Genomic DNA, 15660 nt, shown 5'->3' with positions numbered 1-15660 from the left:
GTCAGCTGGCGCTGACCTGCGTTGGCTCAATGTCCTCACTGGGGTAGCAGCCTAATACTTTGACGAATTTGGTTATATTGTTCAGCTCTTCCAGGGCACGGGTCATAGCATAGTCTGCCAGATTGGCGAAAACATCCACGTAAAACATCTCTTCCCACGGGTTGCCCGGAATTGGTCGTGATTCCAGCTTGGCCATACTGATACCATGTTGTTTTAATACCAGTAACGCCTCGACCAAAGCGCCCGGTTGCTGGCCGGTGTACATTATAAATGTGGTTTTAGCAGGGATGGCTTTGGCTACGCTAACTGGTTTGCGGGCGACCACAATAAAGCGGCTGACATTGTCTTTTTGGTTAGCTAAATCCCGCGCCAGCACCTCAAGCCCATACAACTGGCCGCCTTCTTCACCGCCAATGGCAATAACAGTTGGGTCTTGCCGCTCTTTTACTTTGACAAAAGCCGCTGATGAACTGTCACAGTAATCGATTTTCACATTCGACAACCCCAGCAAATACTGGCTGCACTGGGCGATAACCTGTGGGTGAGCACACACCTGACGCACCTTACTCAGCTCCGCCCCAGGGATCCCCAACAAACAATGCGCGATAGGATGGGTCAGCTCGCCAACAATAGATAAACGGGTATGTTGCAACAGATCGAATACCTCGTTAATTGAGCCTGAGGAGGTATTTTCTATGGGTAGCAGGGCATACTCGGCATGGCCGGTTTCCACCGCTTGAACAATTTCGTTAAAGCTATCACAGCCAAGCTCAATAATCCTTTCTGCCCGGCGGGTAAAGTATTTCTGAGTAGCCCAGTAACTGTAAGAGCCCTGACCGCCAAGAAAGGCAACCCGCACGCTGGGGCCGTTTTCGCCATTTAACTGTCCCTGTACCTTGGCTTGTTGCTGCAGTACTGAGTCTTCAATAATGACATGATAAATGCGGGTAACGTACTGTGCATCTATGCCCAGCGCTTTACCCTGAGCAATCAGTGATAGCAGCAACTCCTGTTCGCGTTTCTGATCGCGAATGGGCTTATTCTGACCCAGCTTTGCATCTGCTACGGCCAGCGCCAGTTCACGTCGTTTCGCCAGTAATTGCAGTAATTGTTGGTCGGTGCTACTGATTGCCTGGCGAATATCGTCCAGTTCCATGATGTTTCCTTTTTAATAAATCTGCCAGTAAGCAGCAAAATAAATGGATAAAGATTTCGCGCAAAAAAAAACCTCCCTTAGGGGAGGTTTCTTGCCATTTGTGCACGCACGGCCAGTTACCTCCCCTAAGGGGTGGTAAAGCTAACAAAACCGAGAGTGCGATTAATTATTTTCATACCTAGCACCATAATCCGTCTGGATGGCCAAAGTCAAGCATCAGGTACCAACCTTAACTGGTATTTTTTCGGTCCGGGTAAAAACGGCAACGCTACTTCATTTAACCAGTATTGATGATCGGCCCGGTAAAACGGCGATAATGGATGGCCTGACTGGCCGGCAGGGATAGTCAGAATACCATCCTGTTCATGACCAGGCGCCACGACCATCCGTTGTGACTGGCCAAAGGAGGGCAGTTGCACCCGGGGCATATGGCGATCACCGGCAAACTCAGACGCTGGCATATTCAGCCAGTCACCAATCAGCGGAATAGCGCTACTTAGCGGATGGCGGATTTTTGCCTGGTTCTGTCTACCCCAGCGGCTGTCCTGCAGACTGCCATGTTGTTGTTCCAGTTGTTGTTTACTATCGAGTACCGCCTTGACCAATAATTGCGACCAGTCAGAAAAACCAGCCGGCAGGGTGTCTGTGCGGCGAGCCTGCAACATGGCCCAGGCAGGCGTTTCCAATGAAAATTTTAAGTTGGCGCTGCGGCTGCCTTGTTGTTCAAGCAGCGCAGATAAAGGGGCAAACAGCAGTTCTATGGTTTGCTGCCGGAACTGCTGCACCAGGGTATAGCCAATATCATCAGCGGCAGCATAGCGGCTACTCTGGCTGAGCAATAAACGATACTCTGCCAGTTGATGTTCGGCAGTGACTTCAGGTGTCAGCACGTCCAGCAGCAGTTGTTGCCAGCGACCTAAAAACAGGGCGCGATTATCTAATTGGATCTGGTGCATTGCCTGCTCATCCAGCTGGCCCTTATTAAGCAGGTTATTGCGTATTTGCTGGCCGCGGGCGCCTAAATCATAGCCGCCATTGCCCAGTAAACGATAAGCCTCGCCGCCAACACTGCGGGCATTGGCGGTCCACAACACGCCGGCTTCAGGGTTGTAGATCCGCGGATACTGCTCTGAGCTAAGGTTTGCGGACCAGAAATTACTGCCGTCGCTCCAGTCCTGGGCGGTATCCCAGTCTGTTACCTGCCGTCCGGGCAAAGGCCCCAGTGGCGTCCAGCCAATATTGCCATCTTTATCGGCAACTAACAGGTTCTGGGTCGGAATACCGGTGATAGCCCCCAACGCCAGCGCTTGTTCTGTGGTCCTGGTGGTTTCTAATTTAAGCAAATTAAAATTTACCGCATTGTTATCGTAAGCCACCCAGCGCAAGGCAAATGTATGCTCACCATAGTTAATGAAAGGTCCCCATTGGGTTTCCTGCAACTGTAGTGAGTAATCTTCAGCGCCTTTAATTTTAATAGTCTCGTAGTGGTTTTGCAGCGGCTGCCAGCCATGTTCAGTTAAATAGGATTTACCGTCCTCTGATAGCTGCAGTTTAATTAAATCGTGCCAATCAGCAGTACTATTGGTAAAGCCCCAGGCAATATGACCGTTGCTGCCTACCACAATAGCGGGCGCGCCGGCCAGACTTAATCCTGTTACCTGTTGCCACTCATTGTCCTGACGCCAGTTCAATTGCACCTTATACCAGGTGCCGGGTGCTCTGATAGTTAAATGCATATCGTTAGCAACAATTGCTTTGCCGTGGCTGGTTAGCCGGCCCATTACCGCCATATTGTTGCTGCCTAAATCAGCGCTGTCTTTCGGGGTGCATTCAATGCATGGCCCCGCGGCGCGTAAAACCTCCGGATAAGGGGCATCGGGCAGGCTTACCGGAGTCACTTCTGAATTATCAATTGCCGCCTGCCAGTCGCTGCTGTGCTGTTGTAAAAACTGAAACCAGGACTCTGGTATCGCCTGACGCAAGACCGTCATGGCATATTCATCCCGGCCCATCTTGCCCTGCAACTCCAGATACATATTATAAATTACCAGAATAGAATCGGTTTCCTGCCAAGGCATGGCGTCAGCACCTAGCAGATGATATTCAAAAGGCACTGAAGCTAATGATGCCAGGCCATCATTCACCCCACGGCTGTAGGCACTGAGGATCTGCAAGTCTGCTGCTGAAAACTCTGTCAAAGTGGTTGCCGCCCGTTCAGCAAAGCGGTGACGGCGCCGTTCAATATCAGTGGCCAGTGCCCGCTCACCAAATAACTCGGCTAATGTGCCTGAGGCGCTGCGCCTGGCCAGGTCCATCTGAAAAAAACGTTCCTGGGCATGCGCAAAACCCATACCATAAGCTGCATCATTGCGATCGGCAGCGGAAACACTCAGGTAACCCAGGGCATCACGGTCAAGATTAACCGGGTTGGCCACGGCTGCCGGATACTCACCCTGGTACAGCGGTAAACTGAGTCTCAGCCAGAAATAACTGGTTACAGCTACCCCAAAAATAATTACCACGGTTGTTAGCAGCAGCCATTTAATTCCTTTCATCATCTTGATCCGCTATCATAAAATCAAAAAGTTAGCATAGCAGGAGCACTCCAGATGGCGCAAAGAATAAAAGTATGGGATGGCGCAGTACGGTTTTTCCACTGGGCTATGGTATTGCTGGTGGCCGGGCTCTGGTTTAGCGGCAGTGAGGGTTACATTGCGCTGCATCAGATACTGGCTTATTGTCTGGCGTCGCTGTTGGTGGCGCGGATAGGTTGGGGAATTTGGGGCAGTCAGACAGCCAGGTTCAGCCAGTTTGCCGCCAGTCCGCAGGCCGCTATCAAATATCTGGGCAATGCGCGGCCCGTAGTCGGCCACAATCCGGCGTCATCCTATATGATATTTACCTTGTTGGCGTTGTTACTACTTCAGATCATCAGCGGTCTTGCCACTTTTGACAACAGCTATATGAGTGACGGCCCGCTAGTGGCATTACTGCCGGCCAGCTGGGTTGATCTGGCCTCAGCCATTCATCAAGTTAATATTGACATTATTCTGATTCTGGTAACGGTTCATATCGGCTTTGCGCTGTGGCATAGCTGGCGCCATGACAATGTAATTAAAACCATGGTTACCGGTAATTCAAAGGTCTCAGATGCTCCGCAGCCACGTTTGCGTAATAGCTGGAGCTTTTTTGCAATGCTGGCAGTGTTGTTGTTGATAGTATATTACTGGCAGGGCAGGGCGTTACTGGCGCTGCTGTAGCGGCAGCGCCATAACGAAACTACTCTTTATAATTGTCGTGGCAGGCTTTGCAATTGCGGGCAAAGTTGCCAAATGCCTTGCGCAATTCATTTTTATCGCCTGTTTGGGCTGCAGCTTGTAACGTGCCGGCATCGGCAGCCAGTTTCTCGCCACGCTCCAGAAAATCGTCCAGATTTTTCCAGATATCTGCTTTGGCATCGCCACCACCCTGCTCGGTGCCGGCAACCTGAAAGGCTTCCCATGGTAAAGTGGTAACCAGTACTAAGGCATCAGCACGTTTCTGAACCCGGGCAGCATCATAGGTCACTTCTCCTTTAATCATTTCATTAATATCCGCCATATTGTGGCGGATAAGCTGAAACGCCGCCTGACGATACTTTACAGCATCCTTTGCATCGGTAAAGGCAGTTGCCGCCGTTAATGGCGTGGAAATAAGCAGGGCAGCGATGCCGGCAAATATGGCTTTTTTCATTTGTTCGTTCTCTTTTGTTGGTTTTGCATGCAATAATGTTAAAGTAATTACAATAGCTCTCGGCTAGAGTCTGTTGTACCAGACTGAATTTACTATAACAATAGCAAGGTCGCTTCATTGAAGGATGTAAACACTAAACCAACAGGGATGAACTCGCTGGGGCTTAAATTCTCAGTTGTTGTGTTTATTGCAATTACCGTGGCAGGCTTGGTGTTTGCTTATGCCGTGCTATGGTTGCAGGAGCAAGCCCTTTCAGAACAACAACTGACCGCAGTGCAACGAACTGCAAAGAATTACGCTCGCCAGGTAGACGCTAAACTGGATGACAAAGAAAAAGCGGCAATATTAGCCAGCCAGGTAATCAGTCGCTATTTAACTGAGCAACGCCGTGCTACCGGCAATATACCCCGGCCAGGCAGCGATAACATAGTTCGTCAGCAGGACAGTTTCTCCGCTGCCACAATACCTGCGGCTAACCTTAAGGCAAACACCTCTTTATTGTTCAGCCACAGTCAGCTGTTGTGGCAACAATTGTCACCGCTAATGTTGCAGGAGTTCTCGGCATTTTATTTTGTCAGTGAACAGCAGTTTATCCGGGTTGCACCGGCCGACTTGTTACAACAACTTAATCCACAACATGATTTAACTGCCGACCTATATTACCGGGATGCTATTCCTGACAATAACCCTGCTAAATTACCGCGCTGGACACCGGTGTATTATCACCCTATCTGGCAAGAGTGGGTTATCAGCATTTTGGTCCCGGTATTTGTCAAAGAGCAGTTTGTTGGGGTCAGTGTTGCAGACTTAGAGTTAAGTGAACTAACCCGCAATACCAATGATATTGGTTACTGGAGTCGCCATACTCAGACGTTACTGTTTGATGCTGCTGGTCAGGCAATCGCCGCGGAAGGGGGGATCAACACCAGCCAGGTCGCAGGAAATATGCTGTATCCGGGAGAGCCTGTAGCCAAGCCCGCGCTACGTGAACATATCAGGAAAACACTGCAACCGTCGCTGCCAGATGTTAGCGCCGACAACAAGTATTTGTTTGCTGCCGCCCCCCTGAAACATCTTAACTGGCAGGCAGCGGTATACGTCGACAAAGCACAGGTGATGGCTACCCTTAAGCAGTTTCGTGGTCGGGTGGTGGTAATATTTATTGCGGTTGCCATCGCTCTGGCAGCCCTGCTACATCTGGTTAGTTATCAGTTTGTATTAAAACGGTTGAACCGCTTATCGGGTGCGGTGGTTAAGCTTAGCCGTGGCGATATTCAACAAGTAGGTTTAGATAACAATAAAGATGAGATTGGCGTATTAAACCGGGCTTTTGCCGGTATGTCTGCCGAAATTGCCCAGCTGGTAACGGGGCTGAATGCCCGTATAGCAGAGAAAGAGCAAGCAGAGCGCGCTGCCCGAAAGTTAAGCAAGGCGGTGTCTTTTTCCAGCTCAGGTATTCTGCTGACTGATCCACATCTGAATATCGAGTACCTCAACCCCTTTCTGACCGATTTGCTGGGCTGTGATGAGCGCAGCGTGGTGGATCAGCCACTTAACATATTGCTGGCAGATGAAATGGAGCAGCTTAGCACCGAAATTACCCAGACATTGTCTGAGCGTCAGCACTGGCGGGGCGATATTTTACTGCAGCATCAAAAGCTGCCCGCCAGACAGTTCTGGGTGTCGCTGGCAATCGCCCCTATCAGGGACGAAATTGGCACTTTGCTAAATTACGTCTGTGCGATGCAGGATATTTCTTTTATTAAGCAAAGCCAGAAGCAAATGGAGCATCTGGCTTATTACGACATCTTAACCGGGCTGGCTAACCGGAGTTATTTCCGGGATCAGCTGCGCAAAGCCATTGCCATGGCCCATCGTGGGTACTATAACTTTGCCCTGTTGTATTTTGACTTAGATGAGTTTAAACGGATAAATGATACTCTCGGTCACGACGCGGGAGATGAGCTGCTTAAAGAAGTTGCCAGGCGGCTGACTTCCCGCCTGCGTGAGGAAGACACCATAGCGCGGCTGGGCGGAGATGAATTCGCGGTAATTTTAAGCGGCATCAAAGACCGGCAGCAGGCCTCAACTATTGCCACTAATTTACAGCAGGCATTTCATGAGCCGGTTAAACTAGGCCACCATGATGTTGCTATCAGTGCCAGTATCGGTATTACAGTAGCGCCGGAAGATGCTTCAGAAGAAGAGCTGTTGTTGAAACATGCCGATTTGGCGATGTATGAAGCCAAAGCCCGTGGCAAAAATACCTTCCACTTTTTCAGCCAGGATTTAAATGATGCGGCCAACGAGCGGCTGCAAATTGAAAATCAGTTACGGGAAGCAATCCGCGAAAATCAGTTTCTTCTCTATTTCCAGCCTAAAGTAGATATCCGTACCGAAATCATTACCGGCTACGAAACGTTGATCCGTTGGCTACGCCCTGACAATACCCTGGTGCCACCCGTTAAGTTTATCCCGGTAGCGGAAAGTACAGGCCTGATTGTCCAGATAGGCGAGTGGATAATCTGGGAGGCCTGCCGTTTTCTGGCTCGCCAGCAAAGCCGGGGTTATGATGTGACCTTGTCAATCAACTTATCAGTTCGCCAGTTTAATGATCAGGATCTGCCATTGATTGTTGAGCGCGTGTTAAAGCGCACGGGCGTAAAACCGCGGGCGGTGATCTTTGAAATTACCGAAAGTATGCTGATGGGTGACACCGATGCGGCTATTAACCAGTTAAATCAGTTGAAACGTCTCGGCGTGTCTTTATCTATTGACGACTTTGGTACAGGCTATTCATCGCTAAGCTATTTAAAACGTTTCCCGGTGGATGAACTGAAAATAGACCGTTCTTTCGTTAAGGATATCCCTCAGGATCGCAACGACATGGATATTGTCGCAGCGATTATCGCGATGGCCCAGAAAATGAATCTGCGCGTAGTCGCTGAAGGGGTGGAAACCGCTCAGCAGGTAGAATTCCTGCGCAACAATGGTTGCTTTGAAGTACAGGGATATTTTTACAGCATGCCGTTGGCCGAGCAGGAGCTTAGCCAGCTAAATTACACAGTTAACACCTAAATATAATTAATATCTAAAATATAATAAAATCAGGAAACGTTTATGACACCAGCTCGCCTGTCCATGTTCAGCATGGCTCTGCTTGGTGCTTTTTGCACAGGTAGTATTGCCGACCAGACTTCACCGCAATTAGGGATCCGCGATAAAACGCCGAACCGGGTTGCTTTAATCAATGCCACAGTGGTAACCGAGCCGGGTAAAAGCCTGCCCTCAGCTATGGTGTTAATCCGTGATGGTAAAATTGAAAGCGTCAGTAGCAAGATAGGGGTACCTGACGGTTATCAGACTATTGATTTAAGTGGTTATCACCTGTATCCGGGGTTTATTGACCCATACAGTCAGTATGGTGTGCCCGAAGCCGGCAAAACGGAAGGCTTTAGTTTTGGTGGTAAGCCGGTATATGAAAACGAGCGGGTGGGTGGCAATGCTGCTAATGACGCTATTCATGCGCAGCAGCGCTGGGCAGATAAGTTTAAGCCTGACCCCAAAGCAGCCGATGAGTTGCTGAAACAGGGCTTTACCGTCGTGCAGGCTGCACGCCATGACGGTATTTTCAGGGGCACCGGTTTTGTTGCATCACTTGATAGCGGCCTGCCGAACGACCTGATCCTGAAAGCTGACAGCCAGCAGTTTATGTCATTCAGTAAAGGCAGCTCGAAACAGAGCTATCCGTCATCGCTGATGGGCAGCATTGCCCTTATTCGTCAGACATTTGCCGATGCCAACTGGTACCAGGCGGCGCAAAGCAAAGAAGACTTCCGCTTCGTTAACGGCGGGGTAGAGTATAATGCCGCGCTGGCTAATGTGGCGAAGGCGCCGCAACGAGGGGTGTTATTTGATACCAGTGACGAGCGGGCCCTGCTAAGGGCAGACAAGTTACTGGCCGAATTTAATATCAGCAACGCTGCTATTTTAGGTTCTGGTCATGAATATAACCGTCTGGCTGCAGTAAAAGCCAGTGGCCGCACCCTGGTATTGCCACTGACTTTTCCGGCTGCACCGGAAGTGACGCTACCTGATCAGCATCTTGACGTTAGCCTGGCCGATTTGCGCCACTGGGAACGTGCGCCGGCTAATCCGGCGGCGCTGGCAGAGGCTGGGGTGCGTTTTGCCCTGACCAGCCATGGCCTGAAGAAAAAAGAAGACTTCTTACCTAACCTGCGTACCGCTGTTAAACATGGTCTGAGCCAGCAACAGGCGTTGGCAGCATTAACAACTGTGCCAGCCAGCATGCTCGGTCTGGACCAGCAATTAGGTAAAATTGCCAGTGGTTATCAGGCCGATATCGTGGTCAGCCGTGGCGACCTGTTCGCAGATGGTGAAATTGTCGCTACCTGGCTGCGTGGCAAGCTGCGCGAGTTTACCCCGCTTGATGCACCACAATTTGCCGGCAATTATCAGTTGAATGTGGCAGGCAATAACTTTGAACTGACCCTCAGCGGCCATGCCCCGAAAGTTAAGGGCGAGCTGAAACTGGCTGAACAGAAAGTAGAATTAAAACATCTGGTGGTACAGGGCCAGAATCTGCAATTCAGCGCATCGCTGCAAAAGTTGATGGGTACCACTGAAGTTGCCCAGTTCAGCGGTGTTTTACGTGGCACAGCATTAACCGGTCGCTGGCAACAGGCTGACGGCAGTCAGCTGACAGTAAACGCTGAACGGACGGCTGCCCCAGCTACCGAGCCTAAAGCTGATAAGATGCCTGCGCCGATGGTATCGAAACTGACGTATCCAAACCGGGCATTTGGCCGGGAAAGCTTGCCCCAGCAGCAAAACCTGCATATTAAAAATGCCACGCTGTGGACAGCAACCGAGCAAGGGGTACTAGAAAACGCAGATATTATTGTCCGGGATGGCAAAATAAGCCGGATTGGTCAGCAGCTAAGTACCCCGCGAGGCTATACCATTATTGATGGCAAGGATATGCATGTTACGCCCGGCATTATTGATGAGCACTCACATATTGCCACCGAGCAGGGTGTTAATGAAGGGAGTCATGCCAATACCGCGGAAGTTCACATCGGTGATGTGGTTAATCCGGATGATATCAATATCTATCGTGGTTTGGCCGGCGGCGTAACAACAGTGCAGTTATTGCATGGCAGTGCCAACCCAATCGGCGGCCGGGCGCAAATTATCAGCTTGCGTTGGGGTGAGGCGGCTGAAGGTATTAAGTTTGCCGGCGCCCCGGGCAGCATTAAGTTTGCACTGGGCGAAAACGTTAAGCAATCAAATTGGGGCAGTGAGTTTACCAGCCGCTATCCGCAAAGCCGGATTGGGGTCGATACCTTTATCCGAGACAACTTTCAGGCAGCAAAAGAGTATCAGGCCAACTGGCAGGCATACAATAAACTGTCTAAGCGCAAGCAAAGCAAAGTGCAGGCGCCACGGCGCGATTACCAATTGGACACGCTGGTCGAAATTCTCGAAGGCAAGCGGCATATCCATACTCACTCCTACGTTGCATCAGAGATTTTAATGCTGATTGAAGTAGCCGAAGAGATGGGCTTTAACGTTCAGACTTTTACCCATATTCTGGAAGGCTACAAAGTCGCCAGCGAAATGCAGAAACATGGCGCCAGTGTATCGACCTTTGCTGACTGGTGGGGGTTTAAAATGGAAGTGAATGACGCTATCCCAACTAACACGTGTCTGATGCACGAACAGGGGCTGTTAGTCAGTGTTAACTCTGATGATCCGGGCCTGTTACGCCGCTTAAATCAGGAAGCGGCTAAATCACCGATGTATTGTGGTATGGACGAACATGAGGCCTTGAAAATGGTGACCATTAACCCCGCCAAACAGCTGAAAATTGATGACAAAGTGGGTTCGCTGGCCGAAGGTAAGCAAGCTGATTTAGTGTTGTGGGATGACCATCCATTGTCGGTTTATGCTCAGGTGCAACAAACCTGGATTGCCGGTGCCCGTTATTTTGACCGCAGTGAAGATCTTGCGCTGCGCTCTGCTCAGGATGCTGAAAAGCAGCAGCTGATCCAAAAAGTGCTGACTGCAGGTGATTCTGCCCGCAATGGCGTTGCCAATGGTTACAAGCAGGATGACCCGGTTTGGCATTGCGAAGATAATGCTGACTGGCTAAAACTGCGTTTTGGTCACGATGCTGAGCATGCCGGTCATGCGCATAGCAGCAATCATCAGTATCTGCAGCATTAGGGAGTAGCATAAGCGATGAAAATATTAAGCAAAATTGTCATGCTGGCAACAGTACTGACGTCAGCAACGGTAGCGGCAGTAAACCCGGTACCCGGTACTAAACAACAACTGCCTCTGTTGTTGCAAAATGCCACTGTACACAGTGTTAGTTCAGCGCCTTCACAGCAGGATGTGTTGCTGGTTGACGGCAAAATAGCGGCTGTGGGCACAAATTTGCCTGTGCCAGCGGATGCGCAGCAGTTAGATCTGACCGGAAAGCATCTTTACCCGGGGTTAATTGCCCTGATTAATCAGCTGGGTTTAATTGAAGTTGAGGCTGTGCGGGCTACCCGTGATGATCGGGAAACCAGCTCGACCAATCCGGATTTACAGGTGCAGGTAGCCTATAACGCCGATTCGGTAGTGATCCCGACAATTCGCAGCAATGGCTTTAGTCACAGCCTGATTTATCCTGATGGCGCCATGTTAACCGGCCGCTCGGCGTTAATGCAGCTGGATGCCTGGAACTGGCAGGATGCCACAGTGCAAGCTAATGTCGGGCTGCATGTTAGCTGGCCGCGGATGAGTATTCAGGATGGCTGGTGGGTAAGGGACAGTGCCGAGAAGCAACGGGAAAACCAGCAGAAAAAATTAGCCGAGTTGCATCAGTATTTTGAACAGGCTCATGCTTATTATCTGGCGGAACAAGCGGGTTTAAACACCGGGAAAGATTCGCGCTGGCATGCCATGCTGGAGTTTTTTAACGGTGACTTGCCGCTATTTGTCCACGCGGACGACCCACGGCAAATTCGTCAGGCCATGCTGCTGGCAGAAAAATATCAGGTACGGTTAGTAATAGTTGGCGGCCGCGACAGCTGGCGCTTAGCCGATGAGCTGGCTAAAGCCAAGGTGGATGTGATTTACACCGCACCTTATGGCCTGCCCACCCGTGGTGATGAAGCTTACGATCAGGCGTTTTCGGTACCCGGCCAGTTGCGGCAGGCCGGTGTCCGGATTGCCCTGTCATTAGACGGCTTCTGGGATACCCGTAATCTGGTATTTGCCGCCGGCCATGTTACCCGTTACGGCCTGAGCAGCGAAGATGCCTTGCGTGCCCTGACCCTGGATGCAGCAGCGATTGCCGGCGTCTCTGACCGGCTGGGCAGTATTGAGGTGGGTAAAAGTGCCAGTTTAGTGGTGTCAGATGGTGATATTTTTGATTATCGTGGCCATAAAATTGAACACTTATGGATTGATGGCCGTAAAGTCGATCTGAATAATCATCATAAACAGCTGCACGAGCGGTTTAAGCAGCGTTATAACAACGCAGAGTAAACACGCTCAGGTAATATTTAGTAATTAAAAGTACTTATTAGCGTTACAACTGTACTTGAAGGTGAGAACAGGTTTGCCCTAAGCCGACCGTTGAAGCCCTGGACGGGCGGAAACGAGACCCCAGGGATGGGTTCACGACGTGTCGGCGTGGGCTAACCTGTTTGAGCCGGCTTCCTAACCTCACTGGTACTTTTTTCGGAGAATCCATGTTGTATAAATTAACCAGCGGCGTCACTTTGGCGCTGTTACTAAGCGCCTGCTCTGTTGGCAATCAATCTGAGCAACCACTTAACGCCCGTCCGGCAGCGATTGCAGCCCACCTGCAGTTTCTGGCCAGTGACGAGCTGGAAGGGCGCGATACCGGCAGCCGTGGCCATCAAATCGCCTCAAATTATATTGCCAGTCAGTTTCAGGCACTGGGGTTAGCGCCGGCAGGTGATAACAACAGTTATTTTCAGCAGGTACCGCTGCGCTCAGCCCGGCTGCAGCAGGAAAGCGTCAAACTGAGCTTTCAACGTGGTGATCAGACGCGGCAGCTAAGCTACCCGCAGCAGTTTTTCAGTGGCGCCACTATTGGTCAGACAGAGGTTGCAGTGACCGCGCCTCTGGTATTTGTCAGTTACGGTTTGGTGTCTGAGGAGTTTGCTTTAGATGATTATGCCGGGCTTGATGTTGAGGGCAAGATTGTCGTACAACTGGCCGGTTTACCGGCATCACTGCCAAGCGAAGAGCGGGCTTACCTGGGGAGTATCAAAGGCAAGCTGGCAGCTGAGCGCGGTGCCATCGGTGTCATTACCATTCACACACCACAGCAGGAGAAAACCCGGCCCTATGCCAATAGCCTGCTTTATCTTAATACGCCACGCTTAGCCTGGCTGAATGCTGAGGGCGAGCCCGGTAATGGCAATAGTAAGTTGCAAGCGGGGGCTTATCTGCATCCAGATGCTGCTGCCAGCTTATTTGAGCAGGAACAACAAAGCCTGGCTGATATTTTCAGTATGCTTGAGGCGGACCAGCATCCGCGTGGTTTTGAGTTAAGCAGTGAAGCCGGTTTAAGCTCGGCCAGTAGTCATCAGCAAATCAGCAGCCCCAATGTGGTCGCGCTACTGCAGGGTAGCGATCCAGATTTACGCAATGAATATGTGGTGATTACTGCCCACTCGGATCATATTGGCTTTAGCAACGACTTACGTTCAGACGATAAAATTAACAATGGCGCTATGGATAACGCAGCCGGTATGGCGATTTTGCTGGAAACTGCCCGGATGTTCAGCGAGCTGGCGGTAAAGCCAAAGCGCTCAATCTTGTTTGTGGTGGTTACCGCTGAAGAGAGAGGGTTACTTGGCGCCGATTACTTTGCCCATAACCCAACCCGGCCAATGCAGAGCCTGGTAGCAAATGTTAATCTGGATATGCCGGTATTGTTATATCCGTTTGCTGACTTAATTGCCTTTGGTGCTAATCATTCCACCTTGGGCGACGTCGTTGCTAACGCAGCCGCTAAAGAAGGTATTGCACTAAGTGCCGACCCGATGCCGGAGCAGGCGATTTTTACCCGTTCAGATCATTTTACCCTGGTAAAACAAGGGGTGCCGGCAGTGTTTTTAATGACCGGCTTCACCTCGAAAGATCCACAGCAGGACGGGGCGAAAATCTGGGGCAGCTTCTTTGCCAAGCATTATCACAAGCCATCAGATGATATTGCCACTTTAAGTGAAGAGTATGGTCCAATCCGCTACGATGCTGGCGCGGTGTTTGCTGATATTAATTTTAATATCGCCCTGGATATAGCCAATACGCCACAGCGGCCGTTGTGGAAGGCCGACAGCTTTTTTAATAAGGTGTTTGGTAAAGACTATAACCGCCAATAGACAGACCGACAGGCAGCCTGAAGGCTGCCTGTCGGGTTTAAAGCATTACTGCTCCAGCAGTTTAAACAGTAATGCTTTTACCAGCTCGGGCTCGAAAGGTTTGTCACACATGGCATTAACGCCGGACTGGGCAATATTACTTAAGTGGGTGTCGTTGGCTTCGCTGGTGACCATTAACACCGGAATATGTGATTGCTGGCTGTTCTCGCGGATGTACTGGGTTAACTCCCGGCCATTTACTTCCGGCATATTGTAGTCCGTTACCACCAAATCAAACATCTGCTGTTTTAGGATCTCAATAGCTTGCTGGCCATCTTCTGCTTCTGTTAAATGCTGAATACCTAAATTGCTAAGTACCCGTTTAATATGGTTGCGCGCCAATCTGCTGTCATCAACCACCAGCACTCTGATGTCATGGACATCAAATAATGATAGTTCAAGCTCACTGGGGCTTAATAAGTCTATGGCAGCATTTAACGCCTTGCCCAAATGCGCGGTAGTAAAAGGTTTCGGTAGAATAGCTACCACGCCAGATTGTTTAAATTCTTCTAAAGTCGCTTTGCGGGTCTCGCTGGACACCAGCATAAACGGGATCTCAGCCAGCTTTGGGTTTTGCTTAATTTTATGCAGCAGATCAAGCGCGGTGCCATCGGCAAAATGCAACGCACAGGCAATTAAATCGGGTTGATGTTCACTCAGTTTTAAAAAGGCACTGCTGACTGAATTGGCCTCGCTGATATGCTGCACTTGTTCCTGTAAGAGGTGGCGACTGATAATTTTACGTTGGGTATCTGACGGCTCAACCAGCAGAATATGCAGATCTGAAGGTGACAATTGTTGCATGATAATTCCTATAGCTTACGCTGACTACAACAGCAGTTGACTTAACCGCCAGACCATTTAACGTTAAAACCGAGCTGGCTTAAATGCTGCTCAATAAGTTGTCGTTTATCGGCCTGAATTTCAATAATGCCATCTTTAACGGCGCCACCGCAGGCACACTTCTTTTTTAACGCTGCACATATTTCAGTAAGTTCAGTTACTGGTTTTGCGATACCGCTGATAGTAAGTACCGTTTTACCGCCGCGGCCCTTTTTTTCCCTACGTAGCCGTATTGCGCCATCAGGATAAGCAATACCGCCCGTTTCAGCCGGTTTGGGTTTTACCACTTTGCCCTGGTCGGTGCTGTATACAAGATTGTCGCTGCTATCATTTTCAGGGTTGCTGGCACTGCGGCCCAGCTGTTGTTGCCAGTCGGCGAGGGAGATTTTCTGAGCCATAACCTATGTTGAAACCATAAAGGGTTGGTTGCAATTAGCGCCAGCTTACCGAGCGAAT

General features: G+C 50.2%; 10 protein-coding genes. 5 read left to right on the top strand and 5 right to left on the bottom strand.

What is annotated here, in order from left to right; genetic code table 11:
* Position 1: 1 nt before the first annotated feature.
* Both CRO03_RS04330 and CRO03_RS04325 read right to left on the bottom strand, forming a co-directional pair.
* Positions 2–1156: a chorismate mutase gene (locus CRO03_RS04330; protein ID WP_097110296.1), complete on the bottom strand. Its 1155-nt coding sequence runs from the start codon at positions 1154–1156 to the stop codon at positions 2–4.
* 209 nt (positions 1157–1365) lie between these two features.
* A complete protein-coding gene (locus tag CRO03_RS04325; protein ID WP_170948933.1) occupies positions 1366–3714 on the bottom strand; it encodes a penicillin acylase family protein in 2349 nt (782 codons plus the stop codon).
* A gap of 51 nt (positions 3715–3765) precedes the next feature.
* Between CRO03_RS04325 and CRO03_RS04320 the strand changes: the two genes are divergently transcribed.
* Entirely contained in the window at positions 3766–4416 is a 651-nt protein-coding gene (locus CRO03_RS04320) for a cytochrome b/b6 domain-containing protein (protein ID WP_097110294.1), read from the top strand.
* A gap of 19 nt (positions 4417–4435) precedes the next feature.
* Here CRO03_RS04320 and CRO03_RS04315 read toward each other — a convergent pair whose 3' ends face one another.
* The gene (locus tag CRO03_RS04315; protein WP_097110293.1) at positions 4436–4888 is read right to left on the bottom strand and encodes a c-type cytochrome; all 453 of its coding nucleotides are present in this window, start codon (positions 4886–4888) and stop codon (positions 4436–4438) included.
* 117 nt (positions 4889–5005) lie between these two features.
* Here CRO03_RS04315 and CRO03_RS04310 point away from each other — a divergent pair, with 117 nt between their 5' ends.
* The 4 genes from CRO03_RS04310 to CRO03_RS04295 all read left to right on the top strand — a co-directional run bounded on the left by CRO03_RS04310 (position 5006) and on the right by CRO03_RS04295 (position 14322).
* Entirely contained in the window at positions 5006–7966 is a 2961-nt protein-coding gene (locus CRO03_RS04310) for a bifunctional diguanylate cyclase/phosphodiesterase (RefSeq protein WP_097110292.1), read from the top strand.
* A gap of 42 nt (positions 7967–8008) precedes the next feature.
* The gene (locus tag CRO03_RS04305) at positions 8009–11137 is read left to right on the top strand and encodes an amidohydrolase family protein (RefSeq protein WP_097110291.1); all 3129 of its coding nucleotides are present in this window, start codon (positions 8009–8011) and stop codon (positions 11135–11137) included.
* Between the two features lie 15 nt (positions 11138–11152).
* Positions 11153–12451 carry an amidohydrolase family protein gene (locus CRO03_RS04300; protein ID WP_097110290.1) on the top strand — a complete coding sequence of 433 codons (1299 nt, stop codon included), beginning with the start codon at positions 11153–11155 and terminating at the stop codon, positions 12449–12451.
* A 206-nt stretch (positions 12452–12657) separates the two neighbouring features.
* Complete coding sequence (locus tag CRO03_RS04295) at positions 12658–14322, top strand: M28 family metallopeptidase (RefSeq protein ID WP_097110289.1); 1665 nt, start codon at positions 12658–12660, stop codon at positions 14320–14322.
* Positions 14323–14367: 45 nt separating this feature from the next.
* Here CRO03_RS04295 and CRO03_RS04290 read toward each other — a convergent pair whose 3' ends face one another.
* Both CRO03_RS04290 and CRO03_RS04285 read right to left on the bottom strand, forming a co-directional pair.
* On the bottom strand, positions 14368–15165 hold the full coding sequence (locus CRO03_RS04290) for a response regulator (RefSeq protein ID WP_097110288.1): 798 nt from the start codon (positions 15163–15165) through the stop codon (positions 14368–14370).
* A 41-nt stretch (positions 15166–15206) separates the two neighbouring features.
* A complete protein-coding gene (locus CRO03_RS04285) occupies positions 15207–15602 on the bottom strand; it encodes a translation initiation factor (protein WP_097110287.1) in 396 nt (131 codons plus the stop codon).
* Positions 15603–15660: the final 58 nt, after the last annotated feature.

It is taken from the genome of Arsukibacterium tuosuense (assembly GCF_900215315.1).
In the GTDB taxonomy this organism is placed as follows: Bacteria; Pseudomonadota; Gammaproteobacteria; order Enterobacterales; family Alteromonadaceae; genus Alishewanella; species Alishewanella tuosuense.
This window is presented reverse-complemented; position numbering and strand designations above follow the sequence as displayed.

Coding starts and splice junctions, on each gene's coding strand:
- CRO03_RS04330 (WP_097110296.1), bottom strand. CDS start 1,156: ATGGAACTGGACGATATTCGCCAGGCAATCAGTAGCACCGACCAACAA.
- CRO03_RS04325 (WP_170948933.1), bottom strand. CDS start 3,714: ATGATGAAAGGAATTAAATGGCTGCTGCTAACAACCGTGGTAATTATT.
- CRO03_RS04320 (WP_097110294.1), top strand. CDS start 3,766: ATGGCGCAAAGAATAAAAGTATGGGATGGCGCAGTACGGTTTTTCCAC.
- CRO03_RS04315 (WP_097110293.1), bottom strand. CDS start 4,888: ATGAAAAAAGCCATATTTGCCGGCATCGCTGCCCTGCTTATTTCCACG.
- CRO03_RS04305 (WP_097110291.1), top strand. CDS start 8,009: ATGACACCAGCTCGCCTGTCCATGTTCAGCATGGCTCTGCTTGGTGCT.
- CRO03_RS04300 (WP_097110290.1), top strand. CDS start 11,153: ATGAAAATATTAAGCAAAATTGTCATGCTGGCAACAGTACTGACGTCA.
- CRO03_RS04295 (WP_097110289.1), top strand. CDS start 12,658: ATGTTGTATAAATTAACCAGCGGCGTCACTTTGGCGCTGTTACTAAGC.
- CRO03_RS04290 (WP_097110288.1), bottom strand. CDS start 15,165: ATGCAACAATTGTCACCTTCAGATCTGCATATTCTGCTGGTTGAGCCG.
- CRO03_RS04285 (WP_097110287.1), bottom strand. CDS start 15,602: ATGGCTCAGAAAATCTCCCTCGCCGACTGGCAACAACAGCTGGGCCGC.